16 protein-coding genes and 1 pseudogene are annotated in these 23,358 nt (G+C 64.4%); all 17 read left to right on the top strand.

What is annotated here, in order from left to right; translation table 11 throughout:
• Positions 1-10 precede the first annotated feature (10 nt).
• Positions 11-1,099, top strand: a complete 1,089-nt coding sequence (locus tag NRG23_RS11140) for a flagellar basal body P-ring protein FlgI (protein ID WP_053268480.1) — start codon at positions 11-13, stop codon at positions 1,097-1,099.
• 10 nt (positions 1,100-1,109) lie between these two features.
• Positions 1,110-2,390 (top strand): flagellar assembly peptidoglycan hydrolase FlgJ, encoded by a 1,281-nt coding sequence (gene flgJ, locus NRG23_RS11135; protein ID WP_041987116.1) that lies wholly within the window; start codon positions 1,110-1,112, stop codon positions 2,388-2,390.
• A gap of 10 nt (positions 2,391-2,400) precedes the next feature.
• Positions 2,401-4,452, top strand: a complete 2,052-nt coding sequence (gene flgK, locus NRG23_RS11130; protein ID WP_257374620.1) for a flagellar hook-associated protein FlgK — start codon at positions 2,401-2,403, stop codon at positions 4,450-4,452.
• A gap of 13 nt (positions 4,453-4,465) precedes the next feature.
• Positions 4,466-6,040, top strand: a complete 1,575-nt coding sequence (locus tag NRG23_RS11125) for a flagellar hook-associated protein 3 (protein ID WP_009047677.1) — start codon at positions 4,466-4,468, stop codon at positions 6,038-6,040.
• Positions 6,041-6,161: 121 nt separating this feature from the next.
• Positions 6,162-9,734 carry a glycosyltransferase gene (locus NRG23_RS11120; protein WP_257374619.1) on the top strand — a complete coding sequence of 1,191 codons (3,573 nt, stop codon included), beginning with the start codon at positions 6,162-6,164 and terminating at the stop codon, positions 9,732-9,734.
• A gap of 307 nt (positions 9,735-10,041) precedes the next feature.
• Positions 10,042-10,815 carry a glucose-1-phosphate cytidylyltransferase gene (gene rfbF, locus NRG23_RS11115; protein ID WP_009047679.1) on the top strand — a complete coding sequence of 258 codons (774 nt, stop codon included), beginning with the start codon at positions 10,042-10,044 and terminating at the stop codon, positions 10,813-10,815.
• Positions 10,797-11,879, top strand: coding sequence for a CDP-glucose 4,6-dehydratase (rfbG, locus tag NRG23_RS11110; protein WP_029526189.1), 1,083 nt, complete (start codon positions 10,797-10,799; stop codon positions 11,877-11,879). Before rfbF ends, rfbG begins: the two co-directional genes overlap by 19 nt.
• A complete protein-coding gene (gene rfbC / locus NRG23_RS11105; protein WP_007922673.1) occupies positions 11,876-12,436 on the top strand; it encodes a dTDP-4-dehydrorhamnose 3,5-epimerase in 561 nt (186 codons plus the stop codon). Before rfbG ends, rfbC begins: the two co-directional genes overlap by 4 nt.
• Entirely contained in the window at positions 12,433-13,659 is a 1,227-nt protein-coding gene (locus tag NRG23_RS11100; RefSeq protein ID WP_016702266.1) for a class I SAM-dependent methyltransferase, read from the top strand. Before rfbC ends, NRG23_RS11100 begins: the two co-directional genes overlap by 4 nt.
• Before the next feature lie 5 nt (positions 13,660-13,664).
• Positions 13,665-14,522 carry an NAD(P)-dependent oxidoreductase gene (locus tag NRG23_RS11095; protein ID WP_029526187.1) on the top strand — a complete coding sequence of 286 codons (858 nt, stop codon included), beginning with the start codon at positions 13,665-13,667 and terminating at the stop codon, positions 14,520-14,522.
• Complete coding sequence (locus NRG23_RS11090; protein ID WP_009047683.1) at positions 14,512-15,582, top strand: class I SAM-dependent methyltransferase; 1,071 nt, start codon at positions 14,512-14,514, stop codon at positions 15,580-15,582. The genes NRG23_RS11095 and NRG23_RS11090 overlap by 11 nt, the downstream gene beginning before the upstream one ends.
• A 19-nt stretch (positions 15,583-15,601) precedes the next feature.
• Positions 15,602-16,339: a cephalosporin hydroxylase family protein gene (locus NRG23_RS11085; RefSeq protein WP_016702264.1), complete on the top strand. Its 738-nt coding sequence runs from the start codon at positions 15,602-15,604 to the stop codon at positions 16,337-16,339.
• A gap of 50 nt (positions 16,340-16,389) precedes the next feature.
• A complete protein-coding gene (locus tag NRG23_RS11080; RefSeq protein ID WP_257374618.1) occupies positions 16,390-19,338 on the top strand; it encodes a TIGR00180 family glycosyltransferase in 2,949 nt (982 codons plus the stop codon).
• A 30-nt stretch (positions 19,339-19,368) separates the two neighbouring features.
• Positions 19,369-20,370, top strand: coding sequence for a UDP-N-acetylglucosamine 4,6-dehydratase (inverting) (pseB, locus tag NRG23_RS11075; RefSeq protein ID WP_009047686.1), 1,002 nt, complete (start codon positions 19,369-19,371; stop codon positions 20,368-20,370).
• The gene (pseC, locus tag NRG23_RS11070; protein WP_103331172.1) at positions 20,367-21,539 is read left to right on the top strand and encodes a UDP-4-amino-4,6-dideoxy-N-acetyl-beta-L-altrosamine transaminase; all 1,173 of its coding nucleotides are present in this window, start codon (positions 20,367-20,369) and stop codon (positions 21,537-21,539) included. Before pseB ends, pseC begins: the two co-directional genes overlap by 4 nt.
• On the top strand, positions 21,536-22,243 hold the full coding sequence (gene pseF, locus NRG23_RS11065) for a pseudaminic acid cytidylyltransferase (protein ID WP_009047688.1): 708 nt from the start codon (positions 21,536-21,538) through the stop codon (positions 22,241-22,243). The genes pseC and pseF overlap by 4 nt, the downstream gene beginning before the upstream one ends.
• Positions 22,240-23,283, top strand: a pseudogene (gene pseG, locus NRG23_RS11060) (UDP-2,4-diacetamido-2,4,6-trideoxy-beta-L-altropyranose hydrolase); the annotation flags it as partial. The gene pseF and the pseudogene pseG, both read left to right, overlap by 4 nt.
• Positions 23,284-23,358 lie beyond the last annotated feature (75 nt).

Here is a 23,358-nt window from a genome sequence, read left to right as displayed (position 1 = left end):
CAAACGCCTCATGCTGGCCGCGCTGTTGCTCTCGGCGGCCTGCAACGCTCACGCCGAACGGCTGAAGGACATCGCCAGCATTTCCGGCGTGCGTTCCAACCAGTTGATCGGCTACGGCCTGGTGGTCGGGCTTAACGGCACCGGCGACCAGACGACCCAGACACCCTTCACCCTGCAGACCTTCAACAACATGCTGTCGCAGTTCGGCATCAAGGTACCGCCGGGTTCCGGCAACGTGCAGTTGAAGAACGTCGCGGCGGTATCGGTGAGCGCCGATCTGCCGGCGTTCGCCAAGCCGGGGCAGCAGGTGGATATCACCGTGTCCTCCATCGGTAACTCCAAGAGCCTGCGCGGCGGCACCTTGCTGCTGACGCCGCTCAAGGGGATTGACGGCAACGTCTACGCCATCGCCCAGGGCAACCTGGTGGTGGGCGGTTTCGACGCCGAGGGCCGTGACGGTTCGAAGATCACGGTCAACGTTCCGTCGGCCGGTCGCATCCCGGGCGGCGCCTCGGTGGAGCGCGCGGTGCCGAGCGGTTTCAACCAGGGCAACAGCCTGACCCTGAACCTCAACCGTTCCGACTTCACCACCGCCAAGCGCATCGTCGACAAGATCAACGACATGCTCGGCCCGGGCGTGGCCCAGGCCATCGACGGCGGTTCGATCCGTGTTACCGCGCCGCTCGATCCGAGCCAGCGCGTCGACTACCTGTCGATCCTCGAGAACCTGGAAATCGATCCGGGTCAGGCGGTGGCCAAGGTCATCATCAACTCGCGTACCGGCACTATCGTCATCGGCCAGAACGTCAAGGTCTCGCCAGCCGCCGTGACCCACGGCAGCCTCACCGTGACCATCACCGAAGACCCGATCGTCAGCCAGCCGGGTCCGCTGTCCAACGGCCAGACCGCGGTCGTGCCGCGTTCGCGGGTCAACGCCGAGCAGGAAGCCAAGCCGATGTTCAAGTTCGGCCCGGGCACCACCCTCGACGAGATCGTGCGTGCGGTGAACCAGGTCGGCGCGGCACCGGGCGACTTGATGGCGATCCTCGAAGCCTTGAAACAGGCCGGCGCGCTGCAAGCCGACCTGATCGTGATTTGAGGTAGGGGCCATGGATATTCGCAAGAGCGGTCTGGTCAGCAGCGGCGATTCGGGTTCCTACTCGGACCTCAATCGGCTTAACCAGCTGAAGGTCGGCGACAAGAACAGCGACGCCAACATGCGCAAGGTGGCGCAGGAGTTCGAGTCGCTGTTCCTCAACGAAATGCTCAAGTCCATGCGCTCGGCCACCGAAGCGCTGGGCAAGGACAACCCGCTCAACACTCCGGCGGCCAAGCAGTACCAGGAAATGTACGACCAGCAGCTGGCGGTTTCCATGTCCCGCGAGGGCGGTGGTATCGGCCTGGCCGATGTGCTGATGCGCCAGATGTCGAAGAACAAATCCACCACTGCGGCAGTGGCCTCGACCTTGCCCGGTGGCCAGGCTGAAAAGGTCGCGCTGACTGAAAAGGTCGCGACGCCAACCGCCATCGCTGCCGGCACCACGGCATTGGGCGGCCCGTTGTCGCGGGTCAATGGCCAGCGTCCGTTGTGGGCCTCCCGTGCGCTGGAGCCACAGCGCGCCGCCGACAGCGGTACCCATAACGATATGGCGCTGCTCAACCAGCGGCGCATTTCCCTGCCGAGCAAGCTGACCGATCGCTTGCTGGCGGGCATCGTGCCGTCGGCCGACAGTGCCGCCACCAACCGGACGGCCTTGCCGGAGCGCACCACGGCCGCTACCGACGCGCTGGTCAAGAACAGCTCGCGCAGCTTTGCCGCGGTGCCGCACGGACGCATGCAGATCTACGGCCGCGCCGTGGCCCAGCCACCGTTGGCGCCGGCGAAGAAAGCCTTCAGTTCGGCGGACGAATTCGTCGCCACCATGCTACCGATGGCGCAGCAGGCCGCCGACCGCATCGGGGTCGATCCACGCTACCTGGTCGCCCAGGCGGCGCTGGAAACCGGTTGGGGCAAATCGGTGATGCGCCAGCAGGACGGTAGCAGCAGCCACAACCTGTTCGGCATCAAGGCCGGCAGCAGTTGGAAGGGCGACCAGGCGCGGGCGATCACCAGCGAATTCAGAAATGGGCAGATGGTCAAGGAGACGGCCGAGTTCCGTTCCTATGCCTCGTATCAGGACAGCTTCCACGACCTGGTGACCTTGTTGCAGAGCAACAATCGCTATCAAGAAGTGCTGAAGGCGGCCGATAACCCCGAACAGTTTGTACGTGAATTGCAGAAAGCCGGGTATGCAACCGACCCGGACTACGCAAGCAAGATTTCGCAGATTGCCAAGCAGATGAAGAGCTACGAGAACTACGCTGCGGCGGGCGCTTCCACGAATTTATAAGGTCTGAATCATGAGTTTGCTCAATATCGGGATGTCGGGGCTGTCAGCCAGCCAAACGTCGTTGATGACCACGGGTAACAACATCGCCAACGCCGATACCGCCGGTTACTCGCGCCAGCAGACCGTGCAGGGCAGCAAGGCTTCGAACCAGTACGGCAACGTCTTCATCGGCAGCGGTACTACCCTGGCCGACGTGCGCCGGGTGTACAACAGCTACCTGGATGCCCAGCTGCAGACCACCACCTCGCTGAACAGCGATGCCGCCGCTTACCTGGGCCAGATCACCCCGGTGGACAAGCTGCTGTCGGACAGCGGCACCGGTATCACCGGCGCGCTGACCAAATTCTTTGCCTCGATGCAGAACGTCAACGCCAAGCCGGCCGACGATGCCTCGCGCCAATTGCTGCTCAGCGACGCGCAAGCCCTGAGCAACCGCTTCAATTCCGTTTCCAGCCAGTTGAACGAGCAGAACGCCAACATCAACGGCAACCTGAGCAGCATGGCTGACCAGGTCAACAAGCTGGCGGCCACTGTCGCCCAGCTGAACCAGAAGATTTCCGAAGTCTCCAGCGGCGGCGGCATGCCCAACGACCTGCTCGACGCGCGCAACGAGACGCTGCGCCAGCTGTCGCAGTTCGTCAAGGTGGATGTCTCGGAGCGCGGCTCGAGCGTCGACCTGTACCTGGGCAGCGGCCAGCCGCTGGTCGTGGGTAACACCACCAGCAAGCTGGAAGTGGTCCCTGGCAAGACCGACCCGACCCGTTCTTCGCTGCAACTCAATCGCGGCTCGAGCACTATCGATGTGACTTCGGTGGTCACCGGTGGCGAGATCGGCGGCCTGTTGCGCTATCGCAACGAGGTGCTGGACCCGGCGATGAACGAACTGGGGCGCGTGGCCCTGGTGATCGCCGACCAGGTCAACAGCCAGCTCGGACAAGGTATCGACAAGAACGGCGAGTTTGGCGCGGCGCTGTTCAACAACATCAACAGTGCGGCCCTGATCAGCCAGCGCAGCATTGCCAACGGCAACAACAGCGCCGGCTCGGGCAACCTCGATGTGACCATCAAGGACACCGGCAAGCTGACCATCAGCGACTACCAGGTGACCTTCACCAGCGCCACCGACTACACCGTCAAGCGCTCCGACGGCACCAGCCTGGGCGCGTTCAGCACCACCACCACGCCGCCACCGGTGATCGACGGTTTCACCCTGAGCCTCAACGGCGGGGCTATGAGCGCCGGCGACAGCTTCAAGGTCACCCCGACCCGCAACGCGGCGACCACGATCAAGACCGAACTGACCGACGCCAAGCGCCTGGCCATCGCCGCGCCGCTGAATGCCGAAGTGCTGCCAGGGGCGACCGGTTCGCTGAGCATTCCAGGCCTGCCGACAGTCAAGCCGGCGCTGGACATCTACAACTCGGCCGCCAACGCCGAGATGCAGACCGCGATCAAGAACTCGGTACCGGTCAAGCTGGTCTTCGACGCCCCCGCGGGCGGTAGCCAGGGCTACAAGTACTACGATGCCAAGGGCACGTTGATGGGCACCGGTTCGATCGTACCGGGGCAGAACAACACGCTGAACCTGCAGATCAAGATGGTCGATGCCAGCGGCAACCCGATCACCGACGGCGGCACACCGCCGGTGCAGAAAACCTTCACCGTGGAAATGAGCGTCGCCGGCTCGCCGAAGGACGGCGAAGGACTGAACGTCAAGTTCAACGGCGCCGGTTCCACCGACAACCGCAACGGCATCGCGCTGGCGGGGCTACAGACCAAGCAGACCGTGGATACCGGTTCGGCCAGCAAGGGCATCACCCTGGTCGACGCCTACGGCAAGCTGGTGGAGAACGTCGGTGCCAAGGCCAGCCAGGGCAAGCTCGACAGTGCGGCCACCGAGGCGATCCTGGCCAACGCCAAGGGCGCGCGGGACTCGTTGTCCGGGGTCGACCTGGATGAAGAGACCGGCAACCTGGTCAAGTACCAGCAGTACTACACCGCGTCCTCGCAAATCATCAAGGCGGCGCAGGAAACCTTCGCCACCCTGATCAACAGCCTTTAAGGAGTCGTAGTCCATGCGTATTTCCACCGCCCAGTTTTACGAGTCCTCGGCTGCCAACTACCAGAAGAACTTCGCCAATGTGGTCAAGAGCAGCGAAGAGGCCAGCAGCCTGGTTCGCGTCAACACCGCGGCCGACGATCCGGTAGGCGCCTCGCGCCTGCTGCAACTGGGCCAGCAGGCTTCGCTGTTGAGCCAGTACTCGGCCAACACCACCTCGATCAAGGCATCCCTGGGCCAGGCCGAATCGGTCCTGACCAGCATCACCAACGTTCTGGCACGTGCCCAGGAACTGGCGAGCGGAGCTGGCAACGCCGGTTACACCGACGATGACCGCAAGGCCAATGCCGCCGAACTGGCGCAGATCGAAGAGCAGCTGTTGAGCCTGATGAACACCCAGGACGAAAACGGCAAATACATCTTTGCCGGTTCCCAGGGCGACACCGTGCCGTTCACCCGCAATTCCGACGGCACCTACAGCTACAACGGCGACCAGACCACGCTGAACCTGCCAGTGGGCGACACCATGTCCATGGCCACCAACACCACCGGCTGGGCCGCCTTCCAGCAAGCCATCAACACCAGCCGCAGCCAGGTCAGCATGACTGCCCCGGCAGTGGATGACGGTCGGGTGACGCTGTCCAACGGCCAGGTGTCTTCGAATCCGAAGTACAACAGCGAGTTCCGCAGCGGCGAGCCGTACACCATCAGCTTCCTCAGCAGCACTCAGTTCAAGATCACCGACAGCGCCGGCAACGACGTGACGTCCGAGGCCAGCCAGAATGGCTCCTTCTCCTCCAGCAAGGGCGCCGAGGCACAGACCGTCAGTTTCCGTGGCGTCGATCTGCGCCTGAGCATCAACCTGAAACCCGGCGATGCCACCCCCCCGAACACGGAGATCGCCGGTCACAGCTTCACCCTGGCGGCCAAGCCCGACTCCTTCAACGTCTCGCGCAGCCCGGGCAACCCGTCGACCGCGGTGGTGACTGGTGCCAGCGTCAGTAACAACAACGCCTACAACGCCAGCTTCCCGAGCGGCGGTGCGATCCTCAAGTTCACCAGCGCCACCGACTACGAGCTGTATGCGTCGCCGTTGACTGCTGACAGCAAGCCGGTTTCCACCGGCACCATGGCCGGCTCCACCGCCACCGCGTCTGGTGTGAACTTCACCTTCAGCGGTACCCCGGCGGCAGGCGACCAGTATGTGGTGGCGGTCAACAACCACCAGACCCAGAACGTCCTCGACACCATTCACCAACTGCGTACCGTGCTGGATACCCCCACCAACGGTGATCCGATCGCCATCCAGAAACTCAACGCCGGGTTGCAGGCGGGGATGGCCAACCTGGCCAGCGGCGCCAACCAGGTGGCGAGCGCGGTCAGCGACATCGGCGGCCGGGGTTCGGCGCTGGATATCCAGAACGAGACCAACCTGAGCCTGAGCGCGGCCAACACCCAGACCCAGTCGGCGATCCGCGATTCCGACCCGGCCGAGGTGATGACCCGCCTGACCCTGCAACAGACCATGCTGCAAGCTTCGCAACTGGCCTTCAGCAAGATTGCCCAGCTGGGCCTGTTCAACAAGGTCTGAGCCTGAGCCGGTCGCGCTCCTGTGAGCGCGGCCGCGCCGTCGAGCCGTCAACCGTCTTCATTAAGCGGTTCCGGGGCCCGCGCCTGACCAGGCCGGGCCCGCCGCTCGAGAGTTTCCCGCCGTGAATCAACGCCCTCTAGTCAGCATCGTCATCCCAGCCTTCAATCCGCGCTTCTTCAGCCAGGCGTTCGAGAGTGCGCTGGCCCAGACCTGGGAGCGGGTCGAAATCGTCATCTGCGACGACTCGGCCGGCGACGAGATTCGTGAGGTGGTCGAGGCCATCGTAGAGCCTCCCCATCCGGTGCGTTATCTGCGCAACCCGCAACGCCTGGGCCTGCAGAAGAACCTGCTGCGCTGTGTCGAAGAGGCGCGGGGCGAGCTGATCAAGATCCTCTGTGACGACGATCGCCTGTTCGCCCCGAGCATCGCCCTGCAGGCCCGGGTGCTGGTCGATCATCCCGAGATCAATCTGGTCTGCGCCCTGCGCATGATGAGCGATGCCGGTAACTTCATTCTGCCGCCGCGGGTCGAGAACGCCCGGCTGTCGCCGAACGACGCCATGCTCAAGGGCGACGACATGCTGGCGATCCTCGAGAGCACGCCACGCAACTTCCTTGGCAATTTCAGTTCGACCCTGATGCGTCGCGCCGACGTGCTCGAGCTGTTGCCAGCCTTGACCCAGGAGGGCGCAGGTTTCCTCGCGTTGCTGGATCTGGCGCTGTTCGTGTGCCTGATGCGGCGTGGCAACCTGGCGCTACTTAACACTGTGCTGAGCACCGAGCGCCTGTATCCGGAACGCTTGAGCAAGCAGCCGGAAATGCAGCGGGCGGAGAAGATCGAATGGGACTGGCTGGCGCAGATGCTCGCCGCGCGCAGCGGCGAGTCGGCCCCGGCCTCGGGCTGGGTGCGTTGCGTCGACCTGGCAAAAATGTCCGAGCCATCCTGGCAGTGGGACGAACTCTGTGTGACCCGGGTGCTCGGCAACCGCAACACTGTGGTCAGTGGTCGGGTCGGCGGCGAGAGCGAAAGTTATGCCGACTTCTACCAGGAGTGGCTGGCGATCCGGCGTTTCAGCGAGACCGAGAAACGCCATCTGCCACAGCGTATCGCCAGCTGGTCAGCGCGACCGCAGATCGTGCCCGTGGTGATCGATGTGGATGCGGATGGTGTGGCACTGGAGTCGACCTTGCAAAGCCTGGCGCAGCAGCTGTATGCGCCGCAGGCAATCCTGGTCCTGTCCAATGCCGAATGCGCGGAGCACGAACGCGTGCTGCAACTGCCACTGGAAACACCGTGGCCGCAGCAGCTCAATGCGCTGGTGCCGCAGCTGGAAGGTTGCCACTGGTTTTACCTGCTGCGCGCCGGCGACCTCCTCCAGGAATCGGCGCTGCTGATCCTCGCCGAGCGCATCGCCGCGACGCCGGGCGCGCTGTGCATCTACAGCGATGAAGGCGCGCGGATCGAGGGCGAGTCCAGCGATCCGGTGTTCAAGCCGGACTTCAACCTGGACCTGATGCGCGGTTACCCCTATGTCGGCCGGACGCTGGCATTCGAGCGCGAGCGTTTTCTGGCTCTGGGCGGTTTCGATCCGGCTTTCGGCGAACTGGCCCCCCATGACGTGCTGTGGCGCCTGGTGGAAGAGGCGGGGCCACAGACCATCGGACACATTGCCGAGATCCAGGTCGAGAGCCCATACAATTTCGCCGACTGGCTGTCGCTGCCCGAAGTGATCGAGGGCAACGCCGGCCTGGTCGGTGCGCATCTGGACAGGATCGGTGTCGAGCACCGGATTCGTCATGACGAATTGCCGCTGCTCAACCACATCGACTACCTGTTCCCGCAGCGGCCGCTGGTGTCGATCATCATCCAGGCCGGCGATTCGCTGGCGGCCTTGCAGCGCTGCACCGAAAGCCTGATCGAAAAGACTGCCTACAGCCATTACGAGATCCTGATCGTCGACAGCGGCAGCCGCGACCCGGCCATGGCCGCTTGGCTGGAGGCGATGGCGCAGCTGGGCGTCGACATGCTGCGGGTGTTGCCGTTCGCCGGCAGCGGTACTGAGGCGGCGGTACGCAATTACGCAGCGCAACAGGCGCGCGGCGAATACCTGCTGTTGCTCAGCGCCAATGCCCTGATCTGCTCCAGCGACTGGCTGGACGAACTGCTCAATCACGCCCGGCGGCCGGAAGTCGGCGTGGTGGGAGCACGGATGCTCGGCCTGGACGGCTCGATTGTGCATGCGGGGCTGATCCTTGGCCTGGCCGGCGCTGCCAGTTCGCCGTTCCAAGGCGAGGCTGCCAGCGCCCGCGGTTACATGCAGCGCTTGCAGGTGCCGCAGAGCTGGAGTGCGGTCAGTGGCGATTGTCTGATGGTGCGCAAGGAAGTCTTTGACAGTGTCGGCCAGCTGGATGAGGTCAGCTATTCCCGGGGGCTGAGTGATGTCGACCTGTGCCTGCGGGTCAACCGCGACGGTTACCTGGTGGTCTGGACGCCCTATGCCAGCTTGATGCTGGCGCCCGTCGAGCAGGCGCCGCAAGAGCCAGGAGCCCTGGAGCGACAGGAGCGCGAGCACGACACCTTCTATCGCCGCTGGATGCCTCTGGTCGCCCGCGATCCGGCCTACAACCCGGCCCTGAGCCTGGGGTATTCCAGCTTCAGTCTGGAGGTGGGGCTGCGCGACAACTGGAACCCGTTCTCGACCCGGGCCTTGCCGCTGGTGCTCGGCTTGCCGGTAACCAAAACGGCAGTGGGCCATTACCGGGTGACCGCGCCCCTCATGGCGCTGGAAGAGGAAGGACGGCTGCTCGGTCGGTTCGCCTATGAGTCCCCGTCGAGTGTGGAGATTGAGCGCCTGTCCCCCGATTCGATCATTCTGCAATGTCGCTACAGCGGCGGCGCGGAGAGCGATATCCAGCGTATGAAAAACTACTCCAGTGCCCTGAGGGTATTCGAGCTGGACGACTACGTGATCAGCGCGCCGAAGAAAAACTCCCATGCGCGCAACACGCCGGTCAATACCGAAGAAATGCTGCGCCAGAGCATTGCTCTGTGTGATCGGGTAGTGGTCACCACGCAACCGCTGGCCGATACGCTGTCGGGAATGCACAGCGATATCCGGATCGTGCCGAACATGCTGCCGGTCGATCCCTGGGGCAGTCTGACCAGCCGCCGCGGCACCTCGAGCAAGCCACGGGTAGGCTGGGGGGGAGGGACCAGCCACACCGGCGACCTGGAAATTATTGTCGATGTGGTGCGTGAGCTGGCCAATGAAGTCGAGTGGGTGTTCTTCGGCATGTGTCCGGACGAGCTGCGGCCTTATGTCCATGAGTTCCACTCCGTCATTAGTCTGCAGGCCTACCCGTTCAAACTGGCCAGCCTCAACCTCGACCTGGCCCTGGCGCCGCTGGAGTTTCACATCTTCAACGACTGCAAGAGCAACCTGCGCCTGTTGGAATACGGTGCCTGCGGTTACCCGGTGATCTGCACCGACACCGAGGCCTATCGCGGCTACCTGCCGTGTACCAAGGTCGTGAGTAACAGCACCCAGGAGTGGATCGAGGCGATCCGCATGCACCTGGCCGACCCCGACGCCAGCTACCGCATGGGCGATGCGCTGCGCGAAGAAGTCCTGCGCGACTACATGCTGCGGGGCAACAACCTGAATCTATGGCTGCAGGGGTGGTTGCCGGATTGATGGGGTGCGGGAACACAACCAGCCAGGCTTAGACGCCTGGCTTTTTTATGGCGGCGATTCAGGGGCAGGTTTCGCCGCTCAAGCACCTCTTGTCGTACTGTCCCATGGCCTATTCCACAGCCCCAGGGTCATGGACCCGGGACCCAGGAGCTGGCGCGTTTCCTGCAAGCCCCCCTCGATATCGCCATAAAACGAGCGTTTCCGCAGATCCGCGAGGCGCCGTCAACGGCACAAGGTTTTATCCAGAAGGCCCGCAAAAAGCTCGGTACAGCTTGGCAGAGCCCTGTGACGAACAAGAGGGGAGACGATGAAGGCAGTTATTTTGGCGGGTGGCCTGGGTACGCGCATCAGCGAGGAGTCCCATCTCAAGCCCAAGCCGATGATCGAGATTGGTGGCAAGCCAATTCTCTGGCACATCATGAAGCAGTACTCCGCCCACGGCATTCACGACTTCGTGATCTGCCTGGGCTACAAGGGGTACGCGATCAAGGACTTCTTCGCCAACTACTTTCTGCACACCTCCGATGTCACCTTCGACATGCGGGAAAACCGCATGGACGTTCACCAGAACTACAGCGAGCCCTGGCGCGTGACGCTGATCGACACCGGTGAGGAAACCATGACCGGCGGCCGTCTGCGCCGGGCCGGGCGTTACCTGGAGAACGAAGAAGCCTTCTGCTTCACCTACGGCGACGGTGTGTCCGACCTGAATATCGGCGCCCTGGTGGACTTCCACCTGGCCCACGGCAAGCACGCGACCGTCACCGCGGTGCAGCCGCCCGGCCGTTACGGTGCTCTGGAGCGCGACGGCGACAGCGTCCTGGGCTTTACCGAAAAGCCCCGCGGTGACGGTGGCTGGATCAACGGCGGCTTCTTCGTGCTGTCGCCCAAGGTGTTGCCGCTGCTGAGCGCCGACGACACGGTGTGGGAAGCAGAGCCGCTGACCACCCTGGCCCGACAAGGCCAGTTGCACGCCTTCCAGCACGACGGCTTCTGGCATCCGATGGACACCCTGCGTGACAAGAACCACCTGGAGCAGCTCTGGCAGAGTGGGGAGGCCCCATGGAAGCAATGGGACTGAGCCCGCAATTCTGGCGCGGCAAGCGGGTCCTGCTGACCGGCCACACCGGCTTCAAGGGCAGCTGGCTGACCCTGTGGCTGCAAAGCCTGGGGGCCGAAGTCAGCGGTTTTTCCCTGGACCCTGCGACCGAGCCGAGCCTGTTCGAGCTGGCGCGGGTCGCCGAGGGCATCAACGACCAGCGTGGCGACCTGCGCGATCTTGGCGCCTTGCTGGAGCTGATCGCCGAGACGCAGCCGGAAATCGTCCTGCACCTGGCGGCGCAACCGTTGGTACGCGAGGGCTATCGTGACCCGCTGGGTACTTACTCGAGCAACGTGATGGGCACCCTGAACCTGCTGGAAGCGATCCGCCAGGTCGGCGGCGTGCGCGCCTGCGTGCTGGTGACCACCGACAAGGTCTACGCCAACCAGGAATGGCTGTGGCCCTACCGCGAAAACGAAGCCCTGGGTGGGCATGACCCCTACAGCAGCAGCAAGGCGTGCTGCGAATTGCTGGCGCAGTCCTATGCCGCCTCATTCTTCCCGGCCGACAAGTACGCCGAACACGGCCTGGCCCTGGCCACGGCGCGTGCCGGCAACGTGCTGGGCGGCGGCGACTTTGCCCCGGAACGGCTGATTCCCGATGTGCTCAAGGCCTGGTCGGCCGACGAGCCGGTGACCCTGCGCTACCCACAGGCGGTGCGCCCGTGGCAGCACGCCCTGGAGCCACTGGCCGGCTACCTGCAACTGGCCGCCGGGCTCTACGAACAAGGGCCGCAGTTCGCCGGGGCCTGGAACTTCGGGCCAAGCGAAGCGGACATGTGCAGCGTCGGCGAAGTGGTCGAGTTGCTGGCCGCGCGCTGGCCGGCGGCCCCCGGCTTGCGCATCGAACCGAGCGACCTGCACGAGGCCGGCCTGTTGCGCCTGGACAGCAGCCGCGCACGCCAGCTGCTGGCCTGGCAACCGCGCTGGTCGCTGCAGCAATGCCTGGCGCAGACCCTGGATTGGCACCTGGCCTGGCAGCGTGGCGACGACATGCGCGCTGTGACCCTCGCTCAACTGAACCTGTACCGGGGCGCGCTGTGAGCGAGTTTTCCTTGAAACAGCTGCCGCTGGCCGGGCTGTTCAGCGTCCAGCACAAACGCTTCGAAGATCAGCGCGGACACTTCGCCCGGCTGTTCTGCGAAGGCAGTCTGAGTGCATTCGGCAGCGAGTTTCATATCCGCCAGATCAACCATTCCTGTACCCGCGAGAAGGGCAGTGTGCGCGGTCTGCATTACCAGAACGCCAATGCGCCGGAAGCCAAGCTGATTACCTGCCTGCGCGGCGAGGTGTGGGATGTGGCGGTGGATCTGCGTCCGGACTCCGAGACCTTTCTGCACTGGCACGCCGAGCACTTGAAGGCCGGCGATGGCCGCAGCCTGCTGATCCCGGCCGGATTCGCCCACGGTTTTCAGACCCTCACCGACGACGCCGAGCTGCTCTACCTGCACAGCGCTGATTACACGCCGGAGCACGAGGGCGGTCTGTCGGTGAACGATCCACGGCTGGCGATTGCCTGGCCGTTGCCTGTCAATAATCTGTCGGCCCGGGATTCCAGCCATCCCGCGCTCGATCAACACTTTGCTGGAGTGCGTCTATGAACTGCCGTGGGTGCGCCGCACCGCTGAGCCTGCCGTTGATCGACCTCGGCACCTCACCACCGTCCAACGCCTATGTGCATGCCGAGCGTCTTGAACAGGCCGAGCAATGGGTGCCGCTGAAGGTTGCCGTGTGCCAGCAATGCTGGCTGGTACAGACCGAGGATTACACCAGCGCCGAAAGCCTGTTCGATGCCGAATACGCCTATTTCAGTTCGTTCTCCAGCACTTGGCTGGCCCACGCCGAGCGCTATGTGGCCGAGATGGTCGAGCGCTTTGGCTTGACGGCTGACAGCCGTGTGGTGGAAGTCGCCGCCAACGACGGTTACCTGTTGCAGTACGTGGCCGCTCGCGGGATCAAATGCCTGGGCGTCGAGCCGACCCGCAGCACCGCGCAAGCCGCGCGGAAAAAAGGCCTGGAGATTCGTGAGCTGTTCTTCGGTCGCGACACCGCCGCGCAGCTGAAAAACCAAGGCTGGGCGGCGGACCTGATGGCGGCCAACAATGTGCTGGCCCATGTACCGGACATCAACGATTTCCTCGGTGGTTTCGCGACGCTGCTCAAGCCGACCGGCGTGGCCACCTTCGAATTCCCGCAACTGCTGACGCTGATGGCCGGCGCGCAGTTCGACACCCTATATCACGAACACTATTCCTATCTGTCGCTGACCGCGGTGCAGGCACTGTGCGAGCGCAACGGACTGGAAGTCTTCGACGTCAGCCAGCTGCCGACCCATGGCGGTTCGCTGCGGGTTTTCGTCCAGCGCAAGGACGGCGAACGCCGCGCCGTGCAACCGGCGGTGCAGCAGCAGTTGCAAACCGAGTTCGACGCGGGCGTGAAGACCCCCGAGTACTACGCAACCCTGGCGCCGGCCGCCGAGCGGATCAAGCATGAGCTGCTGCGCTTCCTGCTCCAGGCCAAGGCCGAAGGCAAGCGCGTGGTGGCTTACGGCGCCGCGGCCAAGGGCAACACCTTGCTCAATTACGCCGGGGTCAAGCCGGACCTGCTGGCCTGGGTCGCCGACGCCAGCCCGCACAAGCAGGGCAAGTTCCTGCCTGGCAGCCGGATTCCGGTGGTTGCGCCAGAGCGTATCGACAGCGAGCGCCCGGACTATGTGCTGGTGCTGCCGTGGAACCTGCTGTCGGAAGTCAGCGAGCAGCTGGCTCACGTTCGGCAGTGGGGCGGGCGCTTCGTGATCGCCGTGCCCGAGTTGAAGCTGCTGTGAGTGGCTTGAAGGTACTGGTCACCGGGGCCAGCGGGTTTGTCGGTCGGCATTTGGTCGCCGCCTTGCTGGCCCGTGGTTGCCAGGTGCGGGCGCTGGCTCGTGATCCACAAAAGCTGGCCGCCATGCCCTGGGCTGGAGCGGTGGAGCGGGTGGCCGCGGACGTGCATGCCGTCGATAGCGATATCGCCTCCCTGGTCGACGGCGTCGATGCCCTGGCGCACCTGGCCTGGCCGGGGCTGCCGAACTACAAGGCGCTGTTCCATCTCGAGCACAACCTGATGGCCGACTACCGGTTCATCAAGGCCGCGGTCGAGGCGGGCGTGCCCCAGGTCATGATCACCGGTACCTGTTTCGAATACGGTATGCAGAGCGGTCCGCTCGACGAGCAGACACCGGCGCAGCCGAGTAATCCCTATGGGTTGGCCAAGCACAGCCTGCGGCTGTTCCTGGAAAACCTGCAGCAGCAGCTGCCTTTCACCTTGCAATGGGCGCGGCTGTTCTATCTGCATGGTGTTGGGCAGAACCCCAACAGCCTGCTGGCCGCCCTGGACCGGGCGATCGACGCCGGCGATGCGGTGTTCGACATGTCCGCCGGCGAACAGCTGCGCGATTACCTGGCCATCGAGGACGCCGCCGCCAGCCTTGCGGCGCTGCTGCAACGGCGGGATTTTTCCGGGGTGGTCAACTGTTCCAGCGGCCAGCCGATATCGGTTCGTGCGCTGGTCGAACGACGGGTGCGCGAGCGCGGCTCGATGATCCGCCTGAACCTGGGGCATTACCCCTATCCCGCCCATGAGCCCATGGCGTTCTGGGGGGCGAACCAGCGCCTGCAACAACTATTGGGAGCAGAACATGGGGCATGAGTTGTATCGGGTCATGGACCTGCCGGTGCTGCAGAACCGCACCTTCGCCGACGCGCAGAGCGCCAGGGCGTCGGCCTCTGCCGACATGGTGCTGGTGCAGGACGAGGAGAGCGGCCTGATCTTCAACCAGGCTTTCGACCCCGACAAGCTGAGCTACGACAGCGACTACCAGAACGAGCAGGCCCACTCGGCGCAGTTCCAGCGCCACCTGCAGGATGTCGAGGGCATCATCGCCCGGCATTTCAAGGGCCGCGAGTTGATCGAGGTCGGTTGCGGCAAGGGCTATTTCCTCGAGCTGCTGCGTGAGCGGGGCTACCGCATTACCGGCATCGACCCGGCCTACGAGGGCGATAACGCCGATGTGATCAAGGCGCCCTTTACCCGTGGCCTGGGCCTGTCGGCCGATGCCGTGGTGTTGCGCCATGTGCTGGAGCATATCGCCGACCCGCGGGCGTTCCTGGCGGAGATGGCCGAGGCCAACCAGGGCGGGCAGATCTACATCGAAGTGCCGTGCTTCGACTGGATCGTCGAGCATCGCGCCTGGTTCGACGTGTTCTACGAGCATGTGAACTACTTCCGCCTGGATGACCTGCGGCGGATGTTCGGCACCGTGCACGAAGCCGGTCACCTGTTCGGCGGCCAGTACCTGTACGTGGTGGCCGACCTCGGCACCTTGCGTGAGCCGGGCGAGACAGCGGTCGAGCGCCTGGAGATGCCGCTGGATTTCACCGCCAGCATCGAGCGCGCCAAGCAGATCATCCAGGCCCAGCCCGAGGCGGGTTCGGCGATCTGGGGCGCGTCGTCCAAGGGCGTGATCTATTCGCTGTTCCTACAGCGCGCGGGCGTTTCGGTGGACCAGGTGGTGGATATCAATCCGGCCAAGCAGGGCCGTTATCTGCCCCTGAGCGGCGCCCGCGTGTCGTCCCCCGAAGAGGTCATGGCGACCTTGCCCGAGGGCGCCAACCTGTTTGTGATGAATTCCAACTATCTCGACGAAATCAAGCGCATGACCGATGGGCGTTATGTCTATCACGCAGTCGACAGCGCTTCGTTCCAATGACGTTTATTGAGACCCGACCATGACCGACAACAGCATCAACCAAGCCTTCGAAGCCGAGTGCCAGGAGCAGATCCGCGCCCAGGGCGAAGACCAGAAACTCAAGGGCCTGGCGCGCGACTTCTTCAACGAGTCCGCCGGCCACAAGTACAGCTATCACTTCTCCTGGATGGGCCGCCCGATCATCCAGCTGCCCCAGGACATGATGGCCATGCAGGAGATCATCTGGCGGGTCAAGCCGGACCTGGTGATTGAATGCGGCATCGCCCACGGCGGCTCGATCATCTACTACGCCTCGCTGCTCGAACTGCAGGGCCACGGCGAAGTGCTGGGCATCGACCTGGATATCCGCGCCCATAACCGCGAAGCCATCGAAAGCCATCCGATGAGCAAGCGGATCAAGATGATCGAAGGCTCGAGTATCGATCCGGCGATTGCCGAGCAGGTGCGTGCCGCGGCCGCGGGCAAGAAAGTCATCCTGGTCCTGGACTCCAACCACACCCACGAGCACGTGCTCGAAGAGCTGCGCCTGTATGCGCCGCTGGTGTCGGTGGACAGCTACTGCGTGGTGATGGACACCGTGGTCGAGGATATGCCGGCGGACTTCTTCCCGGACCGTCCATGGGGCCCGGGCGACAACCCGAAAACCGCGGTCTGGGCCTACCTGGAAGAGAACCGCGACTTCGAGATCGACTACCAGATGCAGAACAAGCTGCTGATCACCGTGGCGCCGGATGGCTATCTGCGTCGCGTTCGTTGAATTCAATGGTTTGCAGGTAACAGCACTTTGCCGGTTGTGGGGAAACACTGATGCAGGTTCAAGACAAGGCTCAAAACACTAGCGCACCGTTGAGCGAGCGTTTCACGCTGGTGGTGATGTCCCACAATCGCAAGGCGTTCTTGCGCCGCACCTTGCAGTACTACAGCACCTACCCCTGCAAGATCCTGGTTCTGGACTCTTCGCTGCACGCCGACGCAAGCCTGGCCGGGCAGTTCCCCCAGGTCGACTACCGGCATCTGCCGCAGTACACCTACAAGGGCCTGCAGGACAAGCTGACCTACGGTGTCGGGCAGGTGACGACGCCGTACATGGTGTTTGCCGCCGACGACGACTTCCTGCTGCATGGCGCGCTGACCGAGTCGGTGGAGTTTCTCGAAGCCAACCCCGACTACGGCCTGTGCCACGGCTACGGGATGATGTACCTGGCCCGCGCCGCCGAGGTGAACTACTACCGGCGCGATTGCCGGGTGATCGAGGACTACGCCTCGGAAGATGCCGGCGAGCGGGTCATGGCGTTCATGGGCCATTTCCTGCCGCCGTTCTACGCGGTGACCCGCACCGACCTGCTGCAACAGTGGTACAGCCTGCTGCCGCCGGGGACCAGCTTCGAATGGCAGGAAATCGGCCATACCTTCTTCCTGCTGGCCTCGGCCAAGGCACGGATCCTGCCGATCCCGTTCGCCGTGCGGGAGGTCAACTACAACGCCTCGGAGCACAACACCGATGTGTTGACGGTGCTGACCTACGGCGACGCCAAGTCGGTGGCCCAGCGCGAGGAGTTCGCCGGGTTCCTGGCGTCGTTGCCCACCGGCTTGAGCGCCCAGGGGCCGCAACAGGCCAAGCAGCTTGCCCTGGACAGCTTCAGGGCCATGGCCGAGTGCCTGCTCACCGGGCGCTCGCTCAATGGCAAGATGATTTTCCGTTCGGCCTGGGTCGAGCCCGGGGCCGAGCCGGTGCGTTCGTTCGGCCCGGAGCAGTTCGTCGAGATGCCGTTCTACAACAAGCCGATGTTCGACCTGTTGACCGAGTTCGAATTCCTCATGCATGCGATGCCGGCTGGCCGCCTGCAGCTCCAGGAGCTTGAAGGCGTACTGCTCAAGCAGCAGGAACTGATGCAGGTACAACCCAACGACACCGACCGCACCCTGCGCAGCCGCTTGTGGGAGGCGCTGTCGTGCAACCTGTTCAACCTTGAGGTGGTCCGGCGTCTGGCGGCCTCGCTGCAGGCTTCCACGGAGCAGGACTCCGAGGAGCAGAACGATGCCCGCAAATTGCAGGCCTGGGCCGAGCGCCTGGCGTCGGTGCCTTTCCAGGACGGCCCGGGGCTGCTGGAGAACATGCCTTCGGGTCGCCTGCTGAAGTGGCTGGAGGCGCGCAACCCCGAGGCGCAGCAGCTCAAGGCGATCAACGAGCACCTGGCCCGGCACAACGGTGGACCGAGCTTCGGCATCCTGCTGCTCGACCTCGACGCGGACATGGTCAAGTTGCAGGCGACCTTCGACAGCCTGGTCAACGGCCATTGCCGCTCCTTCCAGGTGGTGGTCTTCACCACGGGCGACCTGCCGGCGACCACCACCGCCAAGGACACTGTGCATTTCGTCAAGGTCAGCACCAGCAACTATGTGGAGCGAATCAACCAGGTCGCGGCGCAATCCTCCCGTGACTGGTTGCTCCTGGCCCGTGCCGGCGAGCGTTTCACCGCCAGCGGCCTGCTGCGCGCGAGCCTGGAACTGCTCGGCGCGCAAGGGTGCCGCGCGGTGGCCATGGACGAAATCCACTACGGCGCCGATGGCGCGCTGAAGGATGTGTTCCGCCCGGGTATCAACCTCGACCTGCTGCAAAGCGTGCCGGACATGATGGCCGGCCACTGGCTGATTCGCCGGGATGTGCTGGCGGCTGCCGGCGGCTACTCGACGGCCTTTCCACAAGCCATGGAATACGACCTGCTGCTGCGCCTGATCGAAGACGGCGGGCTGGCGGGCCTGGCCCACCTGGCCGAACCGCTGTTGCTCGGCCAGGCCCCGACAGCAGAGGAGAACACCCAGTACAGCCAGGTGTTGACCCGTCATCTGGGCAAGCGTGGCTACCGGGCCCAGGTCAGCTCGGCGCAAACCGGCGTCTACCAGATCAACTACGGTCATGGCGAACGTCCGCTGGCCTCGATCATCCTGCGCAGCGAAGACAACCTGGAGCAGTTGCAGCCTTGCCTGGTCAGCGTGCTGCAACGCACGCGCTACCAGCGTTACGAAGTGGTCATCGCCGACAACCATAGCCAGTCCGCAGAACTGGCCGACTGGCTCACCAGCCTGGAGCAGAAGGGCGATCGTATCCGCGTGCTGCGCAGCCCGCAGCGCCTGAGCGGCGCGGCGCTGTACAACGCGGCGAGCCAGGAGGCCCGCGGCGACTACCTGGTGCTGCTGGCGGCCGACGGCGAAGTGGTCAATGCCGACTGGATGGAGAGCCTGCTCAATCAGGCGCAGCGGCCGGAAGTGGGGATCGTCGGCGCGCGCCTGGTGGATGCCAAGGGTGGGACCACCTCGGCCGGCCTGGTGCTCGGGCTGAACGAGCATCTGGGCGCGGCATTCGCCGGTGAGCCGAAAGGCGCCAGTGGCTACCTGAACGGCTTGCTGGCCGAACAGAACTATTCGGCGGTTTCCGGCGCTTGCCTGATGATTCGCAAGGACGTCTATAACGCCGTCGGCGGCCTGGACGAAGAACATTTCGCCGAAGCATTCGCTGATGTCGACCTGTGCCTGAAGGTCGCCGATGCCGGGCTGTTGACGGTCTGGACCCCGCAGGTGCAGATCCTCCATCCGGGCACCCTGGCGGACGATGCCCAGGCCGCGGCGGCGCTGCGTGACAAATGGCAGGCCCGCTTCGAGCACGATGTGGCCTACAACCAGAACCTGAGCCGGAGCGGCAAGGGCTTCACCCCTGGCGCTCCTGCCAGTGTCGACTGGGCGCAGCTGCTCGCATAAGCCTGGCTGACAGGAAAAAGGACTCAAGGCATGTTCAACGGCAAATCGATTTTCATCTCCGGCGGCACCGGTTCGTTCGGGCGCAATTTCATCCGGCGTCTGCTGGAGCAATACCAGCCCAAGCGGGTGGTGGTGTTCTCCCGCGATGAACTGAAACAGTACGAAATGCAGCAGACCTTCAATGCGCCCTGCATGCGTTATTTCCTTGGCGACGTGCGCGATGCCGAGCGTCTGCGCCAGGCCATGCGCGGGATCGACTATGTGGTGCACGCCGCGGCCCTGAAGCAGGTGCCGGCCGCGGAATACAACCCCACCGAGTGCATCCGCACCAACGTCAACGGCGCGGAAAACATTATCGCCGCGGCCATCGACAATGGCGTGAAGAAAGTGGTCGCGCTGTCCACCGACAAGGCGGCCAGCCCGGTCAACCTGTATGGCGCGACCAAGCTGCTGTCGGACAAGCTGTTCGTCGCGGCGAACAATATCGCCGGCGACCAGCCGACCCGTTTTGCCGTGGTGCGCTACGGCAACGTGGCCGGCTCCCGGGGTTCGGTGGTGCCGTTCTTCAGCAAGCTGATCGCCGAAGGCGCCCGCGAGCTGCCGATCACCGACGAACGCATGACCCGTTTCTGGATCACCCTGGATCACGGGGTGCAGTTCGTGCTCGACAGCTTCTCGCGCATGCATGGCGGTGAAGTCTTCGTGCCGAAGATCCCGTCGATTCGGATCGTCGACCTGGCGCGTGGCATGGCGCAAAACCTGCCGCACAAGCAGGTGGGCATTCGTCCGGGGGAAAAACTCCACGAGCTGATGGTGCCGCTGGATGACGCGCGCATGACCCTGGAGTTCGCCGATCACTACACCATCCAGCCGTCGATCCGCTTTACCAACGTCAATGTCGATTTCGCCGTGGACGGCCTGGGCGAGCGCGGGCGACCGGTGGACGAGCAGTTCGAATACCGCTCCGACACCAATCCGCATTTTCTCTCGGTGGGCCAGATCGCCGAGCTGCATGCCGGGCTGTCGGCATGATTCCCTACGGGCGCCAGAGTCTCGACCAGGCGGACATCGATGCGGTGGTCGCGGTGCTGCAGTCCGACTGGCTGACCCAGGGGCCGACCATCGAACGCTTCGAACAGGCCATGGCAGCCCGCTGCGAGGCCGGCCATGGGGTGGCGGTATGCAACGCCACGGCGGCCTTGCACATTGCCTGCCTGGCCGCCGGGCTGGGACCGGGAGACCGGCTGTGGACCACGCCCAATACCTTCCTGGCCTCGGCCAACTGTGGCCGTTATTGCGGCGCCGAGGTGGATTTCGTCGATATCGATCCGCACACCTGGAACATGGATGCCCGGGCGCTGGCGCACAAGCTGGAGGCCGCCGAACGCACGGGCCGCCTGCCCAAGGTGGTGGTGGCGGTGGCGTTCTCCGGGCAAAGCTGCGACATGCGCGCCATGGCGCAGCTGGCGCAGCGTTATGGCTTCGTGCTGATCGAGGATGCCTCCCACGCGGTGGGTGCCTCCTATGCCGGGCGGCCGGTGGGCTGTGGCGAATTCGCGGCGATGACGGTGTTCAGCTTTCATCCGGTGAAGATCATCACCAGCGCCGAGGGCGGCATGGTCCTGACCAACAGCCCGCAACTGGCGGACCACCTGCGGCGCTTGCGCAGCCACGGCATGACCCGCGACCCGGCGCAGATGACCGAGCCCAGCCACGGACCCTGGTACTACCAGCAGACCGAGCTGGGCTTCAATTACCGCATCACCGATCTGCAGGCGGCCCTGGGCTTGTCCCAACTGGACAAGCTCGACGCGTTCATTGCCAGGCGCCGGCAGCTGGCGGCCCGTTATGACCACCTGCTGGCCGATCTGCCGCTGACCCTTCCGCAGGCTCAGGAGCAGGCGCAGTCGGCATGGCATCTGTACGTGGTGCGCTTGCAACCCGAACGCATCCGCCGCTCCCATCGCGAGGTATTCGAGGCATTGCGCGAGGCCGGGGTCGGGGTCAATCTGCATTACATCCCGGTGCATCTGCAGCCGTATTACCGCGACCTGGGATTCGCCGCGGGGGATTTCCCCGAGGCCGAGCGCTACTACGCCGAGGCCATCAGCCTGCCGCTGTTTCCGGCGCTGGAGGATGAGCAGCAGACGTATGTGGTCGAGCAATTGCGCCAGCTTATCCAGGAGCCCGCCCAGCCTTGAGTGCCATCGCCATCATTCCCGCCCGTGGCGGCAGCAAACGCATCGCGCGCAAGAACCTCAAGCCGTTCGACGGTGTGCCGATGATTGCCCGCTCGATTGCGACGGCGCTGCGCTCCGGGTTGTTCGATCAGGTGCTGGTCAGTACCGACGACCCGGAGATCGCCGAGCTGGCCAGGGCCAGCGGCGCCACGGTGCCGTTCATGCGCCCGGCCGAGCTGGCGGACGATTTCACCGGCACTGGGCCGGTGATCGTGCATGCCTTGAATACGTTGCGCGAGCGTGGCGAGACCTTCGATTACACCTGCTGCATCTATGCCACCGCGCCCTTGCTGCAGCTGCGCTACCTGCGCCAGGGCCTGGCGGCGCTGGAGGCTCATCCTGAGAAGTCCTTCGCGTTTTCCGTGTGCAGCTTCGCGTTTCCGGTGCAGCGGGCCCTGACCCTCGACGAGCAGGGCGCGCTGACCTCACTTTATCCGGAGTTTCGCAACACGCGCTCCCAGGACCTGCCGCCGGCCTATCAGGATGCCGGGCAGTTCTACTGGGGGCGCAGCGAGGCCTGGCTGCGCGGCGACCTGGTGTTTTCCCCACTCAGCCTGCCGGTGATCCTGCCGCGCCATCTGGTGCAGGACATCGACACCGAGGAAGACTGGCTGCGCGCGGAGTACCTGTATGCGGCGCTGAAAGCCGGTGGAGAACTGGAGTGAGGGTGCTGATCCGGGCCGATGCCTCGCCGGCCATTGGCAGTGGCCATATCGCCCGCTGCCTGACCCTGGCCAGAGCGTTGCGCGAGCAGGGCGCCACGGTGGCATTCGCTTGCCGGAGCTTGCCCGGGCAGCAGTTGGACCGTCTGGCCGAACTGGGTTTCCTGACGTTCGCCCTGCCGGCGAGTTATCCGGGTGAATGCGCGCAGGACATCGAGGCGCCGCTGCCCTGGCAGGTGGATATCGTTGCCTTGCAGGCTGCGTTGCAGGATCAGCCGCGATTCGACTGGGTGCTGGTCGATCACTACGGCCTCGACTGGCAGTGGCAGCAGGCGGCGCGGCAATGGGCACCGCGGATTGCCGCCATCGATGACCTGGCCAATCGACGGCATGCCGTTGATCTGTTGCTCGACCAGAATTTCAGCGGCACACCGCAGGCCTATGCAGGCCTGATCGACGCTGAATGCCGGGCGCTCTTGGGGCCGCACTTCGCCTTGCTGCGCGAGGAGTTTCGCTGCCCGCCGATCGCCATTCGCGAGCGGGCGAGCCGGGTGCTGGTGAATTTCGGCGGTTTCGATGCGGCCAGCCAGACATACCAGGCGATGCTGGCCTTGAGTGCGTTCGACGGCCTGGAGGTGGATTTTGTCGCCGGGGCCGGTAACCCGGCCTGGGCGCAGATGCAGGAACTGGCGGCCGGTCGCGGGCATTGGCGCTTGCACGCCTATGTCAGCGACTTTTCCCGCTTGATGGCCGAGGCCGACCTGTTTATCGGTGCCGGCGGCGGCACCAGCTGGGAGCGCGCCGCCCTGGGCCTGCCAACCCTGTGCATCAGCGTCGCTGGCAATCAAGAGGCCAATGCCCGGCTGTTGGCTGAGGCGGGCATGCATGTCTATCTTGGACCCTGCGAGCAGGTGAGCATCGAGCAGATCCGCCAGGCGGTCGCGGCGCTCGTTGGCGATTACCCGCTGCGCCAGAGCCTGGCGCAACGCTCCCGGCAACTGGTGGACGGGCAGGGCGCATCGCGGGTGGCGGCGGCCCTGTTCGAGATGACCCGCAATCCATTGCGCCGTGCTGGGGATGACCCGGCCACCGGCGAATTTACGCGTGAATCGAAGGAA

It is taken from the genome of Pseudomonas sp. T8 (assembly GCF_024610635.1).
GTDB lineage: Bacteria > Pseudomonadota > Gammaproteobacteria > Pseudomonadales > Pseudomonadaceae > Aquipseudomonas > Aquipseudomonas chlororaphis_I.
The sequence above is the reverse complement of the archived record's forward strand: the minus strand, read 5'-3'. Positions and strand labels throughout refer to the sequence as shown.